General features: G+C 38.7%; 13 protein-coding genes and 1 tRNA gene. 4 read left to right on the top strand and 10 right to left on the bottom strand.

Annotated features, from left to right (window positions below; all coding sequences use genetic code 11):
- Positions 1–188: 188 nt before the first annotated feature.
- The 6 genes from ACH63V_RS15055 to efp all read right to left on the bottom strand — a co-directional run bounded on the left by ACH63V_RS15055 (position 189) and on the right by efp (position 4,829).
- Positions 189–530, bottom strand: a complete 342-nt coding sequence (locus ACH63V_RS15055; RefSeq protein WP_396463941.1) for a hypothetical protein — start codon at positions 528–530, stop codon at positions 189–191.
- A gap of 62 nt (positions 531–592) precedes the next feature.
- Positions 593–1,141 (bottom strand): hypothetical protein, encoded by a 549-nt coding sequence (locus ACH63V_RS15050; RefSeq protein WP_396463940.1) that lies wholly within the window; start codon positions 1,139–1,141, stop codon positions 593–595.
- A 307-nt stretch (positions 1,142–1,448) separates the two neighbouring features.
- A tRNA-Val gene (locus ACH63V_RS15045) sits at positions 1,449–1,525 on the bottom strand.
- A gap of 168 nt (positions 1,526–1,693) precedes the next feature.
- Positions 1,694–1,996: a YbdD/YjiX family protein gene (locus tag ACH63V_RS15040; RefSeq protein ID WP_151763256.1), complete on the bottom strand. Its 303-nt coding sequence runs from the start codon at positions 1,994–1,996 to the stop codon at positions 1,694–1,696.
- 2 nt (positions 1,997–1,998) lie between these two features.
- Positions 1,999–4,095: a carbon starvation CstA family protein gene (locus ACH63V_RS15035; RefSeq protein ID WP_396463939.1), complete on the bottom strand. Its 2,097-nt coding sequence runs from the start codon at positions 4,093–4,095 to the stop codon at positions 1,999–2,001.
- Between the two features lie 164 nt (positions 4,096–4,259).
- Positions 4,260–4,829 (bottom strand): elongation factor P, encoded by a 570-nt coding sequence (gene efp / locus ACH63V_RS15030; RefSeq protein ID WP_263614294.1) that lies wholly within the window; start codon positions 4,827–4,829, stop codon positions 4,260–4,262.
- A gap of 73 nt (positions 4,830–4,902) precedes the next feature.
- Here efp and epmB point away from each other — a divergent pair, with 73 nt between their 5' ends.
- From epmB to ACH63V_RS15015, 3 genes are read left to right on the top strand one after another with little or no spacing between them, the layout of a single operon-like run.
- Positions 4,903–5,919 carry an EF-P beta-lysylation protein EpmB gene (epmB, locus tag ACH63V_RS15025; RefSeq protein WP_002052728.1) on the top strand — a complete coding sequence of 339 codons (1,017 nt, stop codon included), beginning with the start codon at positions 4,903–4,905 and terminating at the stop codon, positions 5,917–5,919.
- A gap of 15 nt (positions 5,920–5,934) precedes the next feature.
- Positions 5,935–7,680 (top strand): GTPase, encoded by a 1,746-nt coding sequence (locus tag ACH63V_RS15020; RefSeq protein ID WP_396463942.1) that lies wholly within the window; start codon positions 5,935–5,937, stop codon positions 7,678–7,680.
- Positions 7,677–9,785: an EAL domain-containing protein gene (locus ACH63V_RS15015; protein ID WP_396463938.1), complete on the top strand. Its 2,109-nt coding sequence runs from the start codon at positions 7,677–7,679 to the stop codon at positions 9,783–9,785. The genes ACH63V_RS15020 and ACH63V_RS15015 overlap by 4 nt, the downstream gene beginning before the upstream one ends.
- Positions 9,786–9,847: 62 nt before the next feature.
- Here ACH63V_RS15015 and rpmE read toward each other — a convergent pair whose 3' ends face one another.
- From rpmE to ACH63V_RS14995, 4 genes are all read right to left on the bottom strand, one after another.
- On the bottom strand, positions 9,848–10,072 hold the full coding sequence (rpmE, locus tag ACH63V_RS15010) for a 50S ribosomal protein L31 (RefSeq protein WP_001200845.1): 225 nt from the start codon (positions 10,070–10,072) through the stop codon (positions 9,848–9,850).
- A 193-nt stretch (positions 10,073–10,265) separates the two neighbouring features.
- The gene (locus ACH63V_RS15005; protein WP_006580654.1) at positions 10,266–11,237 is read right to left on the bottom strand and encodes a bile acid:sodium symporter family protein; all 972 of its coding nucleotides are present in this window, start codon (positions 11,235–11,237) and stop codon (positions 10,266–10,268) included.
- 133 nt (positions 11,238–11,370) lie between these two features.
- A complete protein-coding gene (gene gloA / locus ACH63V_RS15000; protein WP_002052709.1) occupies positions 11,371–11,772 on the bottom strand; it encodes a lactoylglutathione lyase in 402 nt (133 codons plus the stop codon).
- A gap of 2 nt (positions 11,773–11,774) precedes the next feature.
- Positions 11,775–13,964, bottom strand: coding sequence for an AmpG family muropeptide MFS transporter (locus tag ACH63V_RS14995; RefSeq protein WP_396463937.1), 2,190 nt, complete (start codon positions 13,962–13,964; stop codon positions 11,775–11,777).
- 166 nt (positions 13,965–14,130) lie between these two features.
- On the opposite strand from ACH63V_RS14995, the gene ACH63V_RS14990 reads away from it, so the two are divergent.
- Complete coding sequence (locus ACH63V_RS14990) at positions 14,131–16,749, top strand: ATP-binding protein (protein WP_263614297.1); 2,619 nt, start codon at positions 14,131–14,133, stop codon at positions 16,747–16,749.
- The last annotated feature ends 17 nt before the right edge of the window (positions 16,750–16,766 follow it).

Genomic DNA, 16,766 nt, shown 5'->3' with positions numbered 1-16,766 from the left:
TAATTTAATATTCTCATTTGATCTCTTTTTCTCAAGGAGAATTAAAAAGTCTTTTATAAATTTTATTACTACTCTTAATCGCTGATAAGTATCATTTTCCCATAAATTAGAAACTCCATTTAATACATATAAATCACTAACTGAATTCTCTAAATTACTTATTGCACGATTAACTGCATAATTATGATTTATATAATTTTTTCCAATAATTTTTCTGTAGTTATTAATACAACTCTACTATATGCGGCCCATTGATCAGCATCCCACTTTAAAAAAGGTGCATCGAACATAGTTCCTATAGTTTCCACCATATCAAAGTTAGAAAATATAGCTTGTGTAATAGGTTTTTTCTCTCCTATTAATCCAGAATCATACCATTCTGCTTCGTGGTATATAAAAGACTCTTTATTACTTATTGCTTCATTTACAATATTTCTAGCAAAAATTGGTATATTCACACTATATTTATTTTGATCTGAAATTTCTTCAAAAAAAGCTAAAGCTGTGATCGGTGATGACTCAATAATCACTTTACAAAATCTTTTATCTGCAATTAAATCTAATAAATTATGGGCATATATTTCTACTCTGGTTATATTAATTTTTTTTGTTTTCCCGTATTGTCACTTTTTTCAAATCGGTGTTTTTCTGGAGCATATTTTATAATTTTTGGAGCTGAGTGAGTCAGTTCATCTGCAATGATAGCTAAATTAGTTGGAACACCCTCAATTATATATCTATAAATAGTGGTTACATAACGTTTTGAGTTCAATTTACCAAATGCTGGTGGCCTAATAAAAGCAAACCAAATCCAAATTAAAAATGTAGTAAAAAAAGTAATAGCTAAAAAAGCCTGCCATAGTGCAGATGTTATAAATGTCTGGTTAAATACAAGCCATCCCGATGCACGCCACAGATCTGTAAGAATAGTAGATAAACCCACAAGAACAACGATAGAAAAAGTAATCATGTTTAACGGTAGCGGTGCTACTTGTACTCTAAAGCGATAACGAACATCAGCAATTGTCCAAGCCAAAATCATTAAAGCCAACCCTGCTAAAAATTCAGAGAAACCAAAAAATTTAGGCCCATTTATATCTAATGGTGAAAAGCAAATTTTATAAAAACATTTTTCAATCAATTTCTATAACCTTAATTTAAATAAATTAATTAATTATTTTCTTTAGTTATAAATGATGAGGAAAAATTATTAAAGGATAATCTTCCAATTAGGTATTCCCTATTTACCTAAGTATTTCCCAACCAAATCCACCATTGTAATAGAAGGAGACACTACACCTAACTTTGATCTAGGGAATAAAATTTCAGTTGCAGATATTATAGAAATTAAAATTAAATTATAAAACCAATAAAAAAGCCCTAAACCATTATAGTTTAGGGCTTTTTAAGTCATGTAAAGCTATTCGAGTTTATATGACTTTAAATCTTGGTAGGTATATCCAGACTCGAACTGGAGACCTCTACGATGTCAACGTAGCGCTCTAACCAACTGAGCTATACACCTAGAATGGAAAGCATCATATTCATTTTTCAAAAGCAAAACAAGAGATTTACCATTGAAAAAAATACAAATGAGCAGACTTTGAGCAAACTCTTTTTCATTTCCCAAAAAGTAAAACGGTACATGGTTCAACCACATACCGTCTTTGGTTAGCCCAATATCAAGCTCAACTTAACAAGGGCATTTCTTTAAATTGCCACCTGCCGATGGATAACGCACATCAACACAATGCCGATAGAAAGTCTTCGCATCCATAGGTGTTAAATCTGGATGATGGGCTTTCATATGCTCCAAATACGTTTGATAGTCCGGCACTCCGACCATGAGTCGGAAGCTTTGCTGTAAACGTTGCCACAGGGTTGCTATACGCGACCAGTTCTTTGGAGAAAGTAATAGCTCTTTTTGCGAGAGCACTGTCATTTTGATGATTTTCGCAATAATGACAGTTCCATTTTTTGCAAATTTAAAATTCATCTTTATTCTCCTCGAGTGGTAACCACTTCAGGATCGGCATATACCGCAGGTGCTTCATTTACAGTCGGAGTACGACTCGCTAAAGCACGGCGAACAATACCAATTGAGGCAATAATCATGACAATCGAAACAATCATAAAGAAGCCACAAAGCGCAGCATTAATCTGATTCGACATCACAATGTTTTGCATCTCAGCAATAGTTTTGGCTGGTTTAATAATTTCACCGCGAGCAATCGCATCAGAGAACTTATGCGCTTGCGCCAAGAAACCAATTTTTGGGTTTTCGTGGAAAATCTTTTGCCAGCCTGCTGTCATACAGGTAATGAATAAGAAAATTGTTGGGAAAATGGTCACCCAAACATATTTTTCTTTTTTCATTTTAAACAGAATGACTGTACCTAAAATGAGTGCCATAGAAGCCAGCATTTGGTTACCAACACCAAATAAAGGCCATAATGAGTTAACGCCACCTAATGGGTCAATCACACCTTGATAGACGAAGAAGCCCCATCCACCAACTGCAACGGCTGTACCAACCAAATTACCAAAGAAAGAACCTGATGCTTTAACCGCAGGAATAACAATACCTACAGTGTCTTGCACCATAAAACGACAAGCACGAGTACCCGCATCGACAGCAGTTAAAATAAACAATGCTTCAAATAAAATGGCAAAGTGATACCAAAATGCCATCATTTGGCGGCTATTAAAAATTTCAGAAATGATATGAGCCATACCAATAGCGAAGGTAGGCGCACCACCTGTACGTGAAAGAATCGAGCTTTCACCTACTTCTTGAGCCAACACGGTTAACATTTCTGGGGTAACCACAAAGCCTAAATTACGTACAGCTTCTGCCGCAGTTTCTACAGTTGTACCGAGTACTGCCGCTGGCGCATTAATCGCAAAATACACACCCGGGTCTAAAACTGTCGCACAGATCATTGCCATGATCCCGACAAAAGACTCCATAAGCATACCGCCGTAGCCAATCACACGAATATCAGCTTCGTTATCGACGAGTTTTGGTGTCGTACCACTAGATACAAGTGCATGGAAACCAGAAATGGCACCACAGGCAATGGTAATAAATAGGAATGGGAATAAGCTACCTGAGAAAACTGGACCTGTACCATCAATAAAATGAGTTACAGCAGGCATTTTCAATTCAGGTAATGCAATGATAATACCCACCGCCAAACCGAGAATCACCCCGATTTTGAGGAAAGTAGATAAATAATCACGTGGTGCTAATAACAACCAAACAGGTAATACCGATGCGATAAAACCATAAATGATGAGACACCAAGTCAGTTGTGTACCAGTTAAAGTGAAGAATTCACCCCAGTACGGGTCTGCTGCAACATGTCCACCATAGACAATTGCCAGCATCATTAAAACAAAGCCAATAATTGAAACTTCTGCAATACGTCCCGGACGGATAAAGCGCATATAAACGCCCATGAACAATGCAATTGGAATGGTTGCTGCAATACTAAAGACACCCCATGGACTATGTGCAAGTGCTTTCACAACCACCAACGCCAGTACCGCAAGGATAATAATCATTACCCCAAGCGCACCGAGCATTACGACAATACCAGCAAAAGAACCAAGCTCCTGCTTTGCCATTTCACCAAGTGAACGACCATCACGGCGTGTTGAGATAAATAAGACTAAAAAGTCTTGTACCGCACCTGCCAGAACCACACCGACCAATAACCAGATCGTGCCTGGTAAAAAGCCCATTTGTGCAGCCAAAATTGGTCCAACTAACGGCCCTGCTCCTGCAATTGCAGCAAAGTGGTGACCGAAAAGCACATATTTATTGGTGGGTACATAATCCAGACCATCGGCTAAACGGTGGGCTGGGGTTAAACGTCTTGGGTTTAATTCAAATACTTTAGTTGCAATAAATAGACTATAAAATCGATATGCGATGCTATATACACATGCTGCAGCCAGTACAAGCCAAACCGCGTTAACATGTTCACCACGACTGAGTGCCAGCATCCCAAAAGAAATTGCACCTATAATTGCCACTAGGCTCCAGACCAGCTTGGAGGGAAGCGTAGATTTCGCTTGCATTGTGTCCATTCTTAACCTCTCAATAAATAACTACAGCATTTTTATATTGTTATGTACTGTTTCTCTTAATCCCTGTGACTCTACTCCTCCTTTTTCTTTTTTCCTCTTATACTTTCGCATAAAAAAAGGGATGATTTACATCATCCCTTCGATAATAGTTTATTTTTTAACTATTATGCACGCTCTAAATAATCGCCAGTACGAGTATCTACGCGAACGCTTTCTTCTTGCTGAACAAATAACGGAACACGAACAACCGCACCTGTTTCAAGCTTAGCTGGTTTACCGCCACCGCCAGATGTATCACCACGTACACCCGGATCAGTTTCAACAATTTTTAATACAACGAAGTTCGGTGGGCTTACTGTTAAAGGTACGCCGTTGAACAACATAATTGTACATTTTTCATTTGAATCGTCTTTTAACCATTTAGCAGCATCGCCCATTGCAATTTTGTCTGCAGCGATTTGCTCAAAAGTTACAGGATCCATGAAGTTCCACATTTCACCGTCGTTGTATAGATATTCCATTTCAACTTCAACGATGTCAGCCGCTTCTAAAGAGTCACCTGATTTGAAAGTTTTTTCTAATACTTTGCCAGTTTTAAGGTTACGTAATTTTACACGGTTGAACGCTTGACCTTTACCTGGTTTTACATATTCGTTTTCCATGATAGAACATGGGTTACCATCAAGCATAACCTTAAGGCCAGCTTTGAAATCATTTGTAGAATAATAGGCCATGAAAGGCACACTCCAAACTTAACAAGTCAACTATGCGATATAATGCGTTGTTGCATTATCTTAATCGTGTCAAATGATAAACTATTTATACCAAGAGCAAAACTGGCAATCACAACTCAGTGACCTTATTACTGATCCTTCTGAATTGCTAAGCCTACTCGAGTTATCCTCAGATCAGCTATTATCAGGTGCGATTCTGGCTTCTGAAAAGTTTAAATTGCGTGTTCCTCGTGCGTTCGTCGGAAAAATGAACGCAAAAAACCCGCTTGACCCGCTTTTACTACAAGTATTACCTCATCATTTAGAGCTTGAAGAACATCCTGAGTTTGTTACAGACCCTTTAGGCGAAGAAGCAGCTAACCAGTTACCGGGTGTTTTACATAAATATAAATCGCGCTTTTTACTGACTTTGACGGGTGCATGTGCTGTGCATTGTCGTTATTGTTTCCGCCGTCACTTCCCTTATCAGGAAAATCTGCCAAAAAATGATGATTGGCTCAATATTAAAAACTATATCGAAGCTAATCCTGACATTAATGAAGTGATTTTAAGTGGTGGTGACCCACTTACACTTTCTAACCGTAAGCTTGCACTTTGGCTAGAACGTTTATCATCTCTCAAACAAGTTAAGATTTTGCGAATTCATTCACGAGTTCCAATTGTCATTCCAAATCGAATCGATGAAGAGCTTATTTCTTTATTAAAAAACAGTAGGCTGCGTATTATTCTGGTGGTACACTCGAACCATGCTTCTGAGCTCGATGACTTTACTTGTTCAAAGTTGATGGAGTTATCTTCACACCACATTACTGTACTAAATCAGGCGGTATTGCTAAAAGGTGTCAATGATTCTGCTCAAACTTTAACTGATTTAAGTTATCGTCTATTTGAAGCTCGCGTTATGCCATATTACTTACACGTATTAGATAAAGTAAAAGGTGCACAACATTTTGATTTAATGCCATCTGAAATAGATGCGATATATCAAGACGTGTTAGCGAGTCTACCTGGATATCTGGTTCCTAAACTCGTCAGGGAAATTGCGGGCGAAAAGAATAAAACACCGCTTTTTGGGGCTACAACTTTTTGAGTTATATAATAAGTGATGATGAATAATGCACTTTCGGACATTTTTCACAATCAAACCGTACGTACTCGTGAACGGTTAAGCTTTTGTGAAGCCAACATTAAAGACCTTAATGAATGGGTCACTACCCTTTCTATTATGCAATTGGGTGATACTTCAAAAGCGCTATTTACCGCAATTTTGGAGTTAAATGAATTAAATTGCAGTGAAACGCTTCGCTTTGACTTAATTCAAACGCTTCACCCAACCATTAATAATGTTTTGGCAAGTTTAGAAAAGAACTTCTTTAACCAAGGTGTGATTAGTACAGACCGTAACGAGCATATTATTGAGCTGGCAATGCTGTTGCGCTGTTATTTTGCCAGCATTTATTTAAATATTGCGCAGACCAGCCACGAACAGCTGCAAAAACAGAAGTTCTCTTTGTTTTCTTTTAAACAAAAGAAAAACTTACAAACTGCGCGTATTTTGGCGACATTCCATGCATTGCAGCAACTGACCAACCTTTTATACCAACAGCATATGCTATATAGCGAACCTGTAAAAGGACAATGGTTAATTGCACATCAACTTTATGAAACAGCCGTTCAGCACAAATACCATTTAACCAATATTAATCATATTCAAGGTGTGCAACACCCTTTAGCGAATATTACGCAGGCTTATGCACAGCTTATTTTATTAGATATTTTTAATACCAATCAGATTCGTCAATCAGAAATTCAGGCTTTGTTTCAATGCAGCTTCGACTGGGCACGCATGATTCAAATCTTGCCTAAAGACTCTGCTTTAACAAAGTATGTGGTCGATCCAACTAAAGATCACCCACCTGTATATAACAAAAAACAAAGTTCAAACTTCAACCCAAGCATTTTTATTAGCACGCAAGCGTTGCTTGAGCATGTCACTGCCACCATGCATAAAAATGCTCAATACATGTCTAAAAATGAAAAGATTTATTTGAGTCCAGCACTAAAATTCCACGTTCAAACCATTTTGGGCACGACAGCACAACGCCGTCATGAACGTTATGAATATAATGCTGCACTACAAATCTGTTTCGGGTTAAGTACTGCTCATTTTTACTTATCTAAAGCAAAAAACTTTGAAGAAACGCTACAACTTAACAATAACTATAATCTACAAAGTGAATCGAAAGTTTTATCAAACCTAGAGAAAAAAGAGCAACAAACTTCGTCTTACCAACGCTTAAGCCGTGAAAGTAAAACCATTTATCAAACCACCGTGCTTGATATTAGTGTGAATGGCTACCGTATTAAATGGTCTGGTGAGGCGCCTAAAAACTTAAGAACTGGCGAATATATTTTAGTCAAAGAAACGCTGCATGGTCAGTGGCGTGGTGGTGTGATTCGCTGGATTAAACAATCAACAGAAAAAAGTCTGGAACTGGGTTTAGAAATTCTTTCACAAGCCATGTTCCCTTGTGCTGTACATATTCAGGCAGAGCGCCATACTCGTAATTACCACCCTGCACTATTACTACAAACTCAAAACTTAGAAGAAATACAAAACACGCTTATTTTACCGGGGTCTCAAATTTTTAGAGAGCAACAAACAATTCATTTACGATTGGGGACAGAAGAAATCAAAGTGTATCTACTCAAAGCACAACTCATTACTCAAAGTTTTATTCAATTTCAATTTGAACTTTTGAATGAGCAGCAGCAACACCTGCTTGATCAGTTCATGCTGAAAAAGAATAGTAACGTGAATAGCCAAGATTTATGGGAAGCATTAAAGTGAGAAACTCTTTACTATCTAAAAGGTTAAAACGTACTGAAATACGTTTACTCATTATTGATGATAACCAGTTACGTTATAACCAAATTTTAAATTTATTATCGGGGAATGATTATCAAGTTAATGCCTTATTACTTGATGATTTAAAAAGTTTTGAAAAGCAGCTCAATACATCGTGGGATGTCATTATTTTTGGTCGCGCATATGATTTGAAAATTGAACAAACTCTCTCCCTTGTTCAAGCCTCAGAACAGCCGCAGCTACCAATTTTACTTCTACAACCAGATGATTACCAAGCGCAGCAATATCAAAGCTATATTCAAAAAGGTATTTATGATGTAGTCCCGCTAGAACCTCTGGACTATTTCTATATTACGCTTGTTCGAGCACTGTCATACAGCCGCCTTTTACAAAAGGAACAACGTCTTTTGGCGGAGCTTGATACCATTCATACGCATACACAAACATTGGTCGATAACAGCCATAAAGCGGTCGCTATTTTCCAAGAAGGCATACACATTAAGGCAAATACCGAATATTTGAATCTTTTTGGCTTTCAGCAAGAAGAAGATATTATTGGCTTGCCAATTTTAGATGTCTTACAACCCAACGATTTAAATATTTTTAAACAGCGTTTTAAGAAAATTTCTTTAGGACAGTTTGATCAAGCACGCTTCGAAATCCAAAGTCAGCATCAAGCCATTTCTGGTAATAATGCTTTAAAACTGGAATTTATTCCGAGTCAAGAAGAAGATGCTGTACAGCTGACCATCGACTATCAAGTTGATTTAAAAACACCAGCAAATACGGTACCGTCCGAGAAAACAACTGGGTTAAGCACAGCTTGGCCGCAGATTAACCGACATTTATCGACCCACCCTGCCCAAGCAAATGCCATAGTTCTATTTAGACTTGCGCAGTGCCCAGAACGCCTCTTTCAACAGGGTTGGCAGACTTTGGGGCAGTATTTCAATCAGCTACATGGTTTTTTAAAAGACCATGCACAAATGCCGATTTACCAAGTCGATTTGGGTACGTATGTAGGCATTTTACAAGCTGAAAATAGTACAGTTTTAAACTCTCAGTTGACGAGTTTACAAACTTTGCAAAAAGAGCACTTGTTAAAAGTGAATGAGCAAAACTTTTCGGTACAGTTAAAGCTTGGCTATGCTCCGCTTAATCAATCACTCACTGAGATTTCATTTAGCTCATTACTTAATGAAGCTGAGAAGCAGAACCTACCTCAAGTTACCCCTCAGCTTGAAATAACGCCTATCGTAGAAAAAACTGTTTCGCCGAGCATTGAAGCTGTTCCTCTTGATTTAACAATTGAACATTTTGAGACGACTTCACAGTCTTCTTTGCTACAGCAGTTAAGACAAAAATTAGCTCAGGGCCAAATACACCTGAAGTATCAGCAAGTTTATGACAAGCATGATGAAGAAACTCATAACTATGAAGTGACGAGTGGCTTTATTGCTGATGAACAATGGCATGATTTAAACGACTTAGCTGACTTAAAAGAAGATGCTGAGTTATCAATTCAACTAGACCGCTGGATATTGGTAGAAGCCTGTAAACAGCTTCATAACTTCATTGCTCAGTATCCTAAAGCAAGACTCATTATTAACCTTAATATTGATATTTTCCTGAAAGATAAGTCATTCCCTGAGCTGATTTCAAAACTGCTTACCATCATTGGTAGCAAGCTTGAAAGTCCGCTAATTTTGCAATTTTCGGAACAGGCACTTCAGCACTACCTCCCAACAGCTCAACCGCTGATTGATCGTTTACGTCAACATGGTGCGGAAGTTTCAATTCGAGACTTTGCTTCTTCTATATATAGCGATTCAATTTTGCAGCAGCTTGATATTCAGCTTGTAAAATTACAGTCCAGCAAAACTGACCTATTAAGCTCAGACCAAGGGCTTAGTAGCTTGCAAGAAAAAGTATTGAACTATTTGACTGTAAAACCGATTGGAATTTTATTGGCTAACTTAAATGATATGAACCTGTTTGCTAATGCATGGAATGTGGAAGCACGTTTCTTACAAGGTGATTATTTTCAGAAAAAGCTTGATCGCTTAACAGATGTGCAAGACCAATAATGGTCTTGTACGCTAAAAACAAAAAACGGGCATAAGCCCGTTTTTTGTTTCGTTTTGAAGTATTAACGCTTGATAGAGCGAGACATACCAGCAAAACGTTGTTTGAATTTGTCGATACGACCACCAGTGTCTACATTCTTTTGTTTACCAGTGTAGAAAGGGTGGCAAGCTGAACATACGTCAAGGTAAATAGTTTCTTTACCTAAAGCAGAACGAGTTTCGATTACGTTACCGCATGAGCAAGTTGCAACTAATTTTTCATATTTTGGGTGAATATCGGCGCGCATCGTCGATTACTCCTAATTGAAGAAAGGCTTAAGCTGTCATCGCAATTGATCACTCTCAATTAAATTGAGGCAGGCTTTTTCAAGCAGATCAACACCACAACAGACCATTCTTTTGGCCCACCGAAACCTCTAGGGTTAGAGCTAAGCACAACAAGTGGACAGTATTATACTCCATATAATTTTTTTTTGCGACCTAATCTTGGGATTTAGCCCAGTAATTTGCGATTACTCCACACACCATTAACTGTATTTGGTGAAATATCATAATTGGCAATACAATCATTCCTAAAGGCTGACCAATAAATAAGATTTGTGCCATTGGGACCCCGCTCGCCAAGGTCTTTTTTGAGCCACAAAAGAACACGGTAATCTGATCGGCACGGCTAAAACCAAAAGCACGCGGCAAATACAGTGCAAGCAACATAATAATAGTCAGTAATACCGAGCAAGCAAGTGCCAAAAGAAGTAAGGTTTTCCAGTTCACTTGATGCCAAAGTCCAGCAACTACTGCCCCACTAAATGCACCATAGACCACCATCAAAATTGAGCCTTGATCGAATGCTTTTACAATGCTTGGTACTTTTGCCATATATGGAAAAACATAAGGACGAAGTAATTGCCCTAAAACAAATGGCACTAATAACAATAGTGTAATTTCTATAATAGATGACGTAGGATCAAACCCGTGCTGACTTTGCCCTAAAATAAAGAAACTGACTAAAACTGGCGTAATGAACATACCCACCAAGTTTGAGAAAGATGCACTACATACCGCCCCTGCCACATTCCCTTTTGCCACTGAAGTAAAAGCAATAGAAGACTGAACTGTAGAGGGTAAAAAACACATAAACAGAAAGCCCCAATAAAGCTGCTGTCCCAATAAAGGTAAAAGAATAGGTTTAGCCAATAAACCAAGGGCAGGAAAAATAAAGAACGTAATTGCAAATACCAGTAAATGCATTTTCCAATGCAAAATACCTTCAATTACAGCCTCACGAGACAACTTAGCCCCATGCAGGAAGAATAAAATTGCAATCGCGACTGTAGTTAATGTATTGAAATACTGCGCAGCTTGACCACTGACTGGAAAAAATGTTGCTAGTAGCACCATACCAACCAACAAAATTGTAAATCGATCAAGTGCCAAGAACTTCAGCATGTTCACATCCTATGATTATTTTAGACAAATAAAAACCCAGTTGACAAATTGACCATTTGGTCAAGCCTTCATCATACTGGGCTATAAAAATAAAGCTAGGCTTTTAAGACCTAAATCTTAAAGCGCCATAGTCAATTATTTAATTATTTCTAGCATTTGCATCTTGCTGAATGAGCTCGATTTTGTAGCCATCTGGATCTTCAACAAAGGCAATAACCGTAACGCCACCCTTCATTGGGCCAGCTTCACGCACAACTTTACCGCCACGTGCTTTAATTTCTTCACATGCTTTGTAAGCGTCTTCGACACCAATTGCGATGTGACCATAAGCATTACCTAAATCATAACTTGATGTATCCCAGTTATGAGTAAGTTCAAGCACGGTATTATTTTCTTCATCGCCATAACCAACAAATGCCAGTGTAAAACGACCTTCTTCATAATCACGCTTACGAAGTAACTTCATCCCTAATACTTCGGTATAGAACTTTAAAGATTGTTCTAAATTGCCTACTCGCAACATTGTATGAAGCATTCGCATGTTTATTCACCTGCCTTTTCTGTTTCATGTGTTTGATGATCTTTGAGTAGTTTTCCAACCCAAACCACTAAAATTAAGATTGGAATCCCGATCAGTGTGGTCATCAAAAAGAAGTTTGGGTACCCAATATTACTCACTATGGTACCTGAATATCCACCTAAAAGTTTTGGTGTAAGGGTCATGAGTGAACTAAAGATCGCATATTGAACAGCAGTAAATGACACACTAGTTAGGCTCGAAAGGAATGCAATAAATGCTGCACCAGCAAGACCCGAAGCCATATTATCTACAACAATTGCGAAGTAGAGCCACAGCGAACTATAAGGCTTGATGACTTTACCGCTAATCTCAACTTCTTGACCAGACTGGGTGTCAATGTATGGTAGAGGTTCAATGTTCACATCTAATTCAGCTTTTGGTGCAGAATTTGAAGCGACTTCATATGGATGCGAAACTGATAATACTTTTTGGTTTCCTTCAATCACCGAAGCAGTCAGTTGTTTGCTTGGTGATGACAATAATTTTTGCATATCAATTGCAGCGTTAAACACGCCTTTTTGATCTGTCATTTTTGCATCAAAATTTTGTCCATCAAGATTCACCACAATCTTTTGATTAGGTGATAAAGCTTTGCCAAAGTACTGACCGCGAACAACCACACTGCCTTCAGAAGATTTAGCAGTGATTTGGTCACTTCCCATTAAAGGTAAAATCTGTAGAGGAACATGTTCAGCATGCGTTGTTACTAATGGTTGAACTCGGACTATGGTTTCTGCTTGTTGACCTTGCAAAGCATAGCCAGCTTTTACATCAACTTGTTTAGTCCCATCAAAAGTGGAACTCGGGACTTTAATCTTCCAATAACCCACTTCATCTGGCTGAGCTTTATAATGTTTGTCTCCGACTTGAACATCAACCATATCAAGCGGTTTGCCAGATTTTACCAAACCAATGAAAATGAGGTTAGTAGAGCTTGCTAATACAGCACCAACAAACATCAGTTTCATGATATTCATGCGCTGCGCTAATAGACCACCTAAGAAGCCACCAACCAAGCTAAAGATAACACCATAAACTTTTACAGCTTCGGCAATTTGCTCTTTGCTAAAGTTCAAATCTTGATAAAAGACATTTGAGATCACACCAGCAATAATGTCTGAAATACGGAAGAAACCAATCAAGAATAAAAGCACTAACGCAAGTTTGACACCATAGCGTTTAAAGAAATCAAGAATTGGTGCAATCCAAGTTTCTTTTGCCATTTGTTGGTTGACCACGCCTATTTTCACCAGTATGTAACCGACTAAAATGGCAGTGCCTGTTGCTGTTAAAAATCTTAATGCTTCTAAGCCAAATAAAGCTGCGCTGTCTTGAATATTGCCAGCTTTAGAAATTGCCTCAGTAATTTGACCTGAGTAAATATAAGTTATGACAAACGAAATGACCGCTACAAAGAAGACTAGAACCAGACGGTAATAATCTGTGGTTTTATAGTTTTTATATACGCGATTAACCTTAGGTTCACGGACAAGCAAGGTTGTAATAATACCTACCGACATGACTGCTGCCATCGTTAAATAGGTGGTTTTCCAAGCCTCGTAAATATAGTTGCCTTTAGCTGTTCCTAAATGTGCTGCTAAAAATAATGCACCAGCACCCGCTACAATCATACCGATACGGTAACCCGCATTATAAGTAGATGCTAACACCGTCTGCATTTCAGTTTCAGCTAACTCAATACGATAAGCATCAATCACGATATCTTGTGTTGCCGCCGAAAACCCAAGCAACACTGCACCTGCCGCCATTTGAACAAGGTAACTATGACCTAAAGCCGGGTCGGCAAAAGCCATGGTACAAATCGCAAGCACAATTAAACACTGTGCTATTAGCAACCAAGCACGTCTTCGGCCTAAAGCCTTGGTCAAGATAGGTACTGGCAACTCATCAATTAAGGGTGCCCAAACAAACTTAAAGGAATATCCCAAAGCTGCCCAACTGAAAAAAGTGACTGCACTTTTATCGATACCCGCTTCACCTAGCCATAAAGAAAGACTAGAGAAAATTAGTAAAATAGGTATTCCGGCAGAAAAACCCAGAAATAGCATAATTAATGCACGACGGTCTAAAAATGCTTTAAACGCCGAGACCCAACCAGAGGTTTGTGTGGTCATTCGTTTTTTATTTTCCATAAATTATAAATGCGTCTATTCAATCGCTTCTTACAATTGCTTTCAAGATTCTTTCTGCAATCAAGTTTTGTTTTGGTGATAAAAGCAGCAAGTTTGCTTGATATTTTATGCTAAACCTGTATACCTTTAATCTTCAACCTTCGTTTTCTTTTGCTGGATATCAACAGTGACACAAAAACTTGATCAAGTGACAACTTCAACTTTATCACTCGCTAAAACAAACACCACAAACGTCACAATAAATGCATTTCCTTCAGCTTTTGAGCAACCTGATATAAAAATGACTTTGGATAAAACAGCCTTAAAACCCGAACAACTTACGCATATTCCAAATTTCGAAAATATCCCAGCTTCTACAAAACGTATAAAACCGCTTAATAACTTTTTAGGGCAAGACCGTGCCAAAGCTTCGGTAGAAGCAGGGATTTCTTTACCCTACTCTGGTTATAACATTTTTGCAGTAGGAACGGCAGGCTTGGGTAAACGCACCATGATTAAGCGTTTACTCCAACAACATGCGAAAACAATGCCTACTCCAGATGATTGGGTATATGTCTATAATTTTAAGCAAGCACGCCAACCACTTGCTCTACGCTTCCCTGCTGGGCAAGGAACGAAGTTTCAGCATACTCTTCACCAAACTTGGCAAATTATTTTAAAACAGCTTGAGCGCCGTTTTAGTGCCGAAACTTACCATAACCGTATTGAGCGTATCCGTGAAGAAACTGGAGATGAACAACAACAAGCGCTGGTTGAGTTAACAAAAGAAGGCGAAGAGCTCGATTTAAAATTGATTTCTCGAAATGAGAAACATGGTTTTGTACCTGTACAAGTAAAAGATGATCAGGTGCAAGAACTGACTCAAACAGAAATTGATGCTTTAAATACCAAGCAGCGTGCTGAGATCGCAGCTAATGTTCGTTACATGGATAAAAAGCTCGAGCGTCTTGGTTTGCATTTAGGCGATTTAGAAGATGACGCACGTGACAAAGTGTCTGTGTTAAATCGAGACATCGCGACTCAAGTAGTTATGCCACGCATGGATTTGATTTTAAATAAATATGGTCAAGTCAAAGGCCTTGAAGATTATTTAAAACAGTATGCGCAAGACGTAATTGACAATGTTGAGCTCATTTTAGAGCAAGAAGAAGATGACTTTGCTCCAGCTATGTTCAATCGTGTGCCAGCACGTTATCAAGCTAATGTGATTGTCTCAAACAAACCAAACAGCGGTGCGCCGGTTATTTTTGAAGATTTCCCAACGCACTATAACTTGCTAGGTCATGTAGAACAACTTACTCACAACGGCACAATTACCACAGATTTCACTCTCATTCGACCAGGTGCTCTACATCAAGCGAATGGTGGTTTTTTAATGCTTGAGGCCGAGCAATTACTCGAACAGCCTTATGCATGGCAAGGTTTAAAGCGTGCCTTAAAATCAGGCCAGCTCAAGCTTTCTTCTCTTGAACATATGTTGACGTTAACAGGCTCTATCTCGATAGAACCTGCTGCAGTTCCACTTGATATTAAAGTGGTTCTTATGGCGGAACCTGAAATTTATTATGAAATTTTAGAAGTAGAACCAGAGCTTGGCAGTGTATTTAAAATTCGTGCAGATTTTACCGATACATTACAACGTAATGACGAAAATGAACAAGCTTACATGCAGCTAATTGCTGACTATGTACAAGCGGATAAATTGCTTCCGTTTGACCGCAGTGCATTAGCAGCTTTACTTACCGATTCAAGCCGTCAGGCAGAAGATCAAAGCTCACTGTCGTTACATGCTTCAACTTTGGGTGACCTCATTCGCGAAGCGCATCATCATGCATTTAAAGCCAATGAAAAGATTGTAACCGACCAGCACATTAACCTTGCACTACAACATAGACAATATCGCTTAGGCTATTTAAGAGAGCTTTACTGGCAAGATCTGTCGCGTGGAACTCAGTTAATCGAAACTTCTGGTCATCGTTTAGGCCAAATCAATGCCCTCTCCGTCATTCACTATGCAGATGTTGAGTTCGGTTTACCTTCACGTTTGACTGCATCAGTCTATCAAGGTGGCGGCGATATTCTTGATATTGAGCGTAGTGTAGAACTTGGTGGTTCACTACATGCCAAAGGCGTGTTGCTCATGTCTAGCTTCTTGAAAGCTCACTTTGGTCGTGAACAGATTTTGCATTTCTCTGCCGCGCTTGCATTTGAACAAAGCTATGGGCAAGTGGACGGCGACAGTGCAACAGTTGCCGAGCTTTCTGCATTAATTTCAGCAATTAGCCAAATACCAATTGATCAGTCATGGGCAATTACTGGCTCTATGAACCAGTTAGGCCAAGTTCAACCAATTGGTGGTGTAAATGCCAAAATTGAAGGCTTCTATGATGCTTGTAAATTACAAGGTTTAACTGGCAAACAAGGTGTCATTATTCCACGTCAAAACATGCAGCATTTGATGTTACGTCAAGACGTGATTGATGCGGTGCAAAGTGGCCAATTCCATATCCATGCGATTGATACCATCGATCAAGCGCTTGAGATTTTAATGGCCCGCCCTGTCGGTACACTCGACAAAAAAGGTAAGTACAGTAAACACTCTATTTATGCTGCTGTAATGGAACAACTCGAATATTGGCAAGCCATTGAAGATGGTGCAGAAATTGAAGAGGAGCCAAAGAAGAAAAAGAAAAATAAGAAAAAAATCAAAAAGCATGAAGAGCTTACAGCTGATGATCTTCCCCAAGAGACTCAAGAAGAGGTTGCGACTCTGAAGCAGAAATAACACCAATAAAAAAGGGC

It is taken from the genome of Acinetobacter sp. ABJ-A23_2, from assembly GCF_044538765.1.
Classification (GTDB): domain Bacteria; phylum Pseudomonadota; class Gammaproteobacteria; order Pseudomonadales; family Moraxellaceae; genus Acinetobacter; species Acinetobacter nosocomialis_A.
The sequence above is the reverse complement of the archived record's forward strand: the minus strand, read 5'-3'. Positions and strand labels throughout refer to the sequence as shown.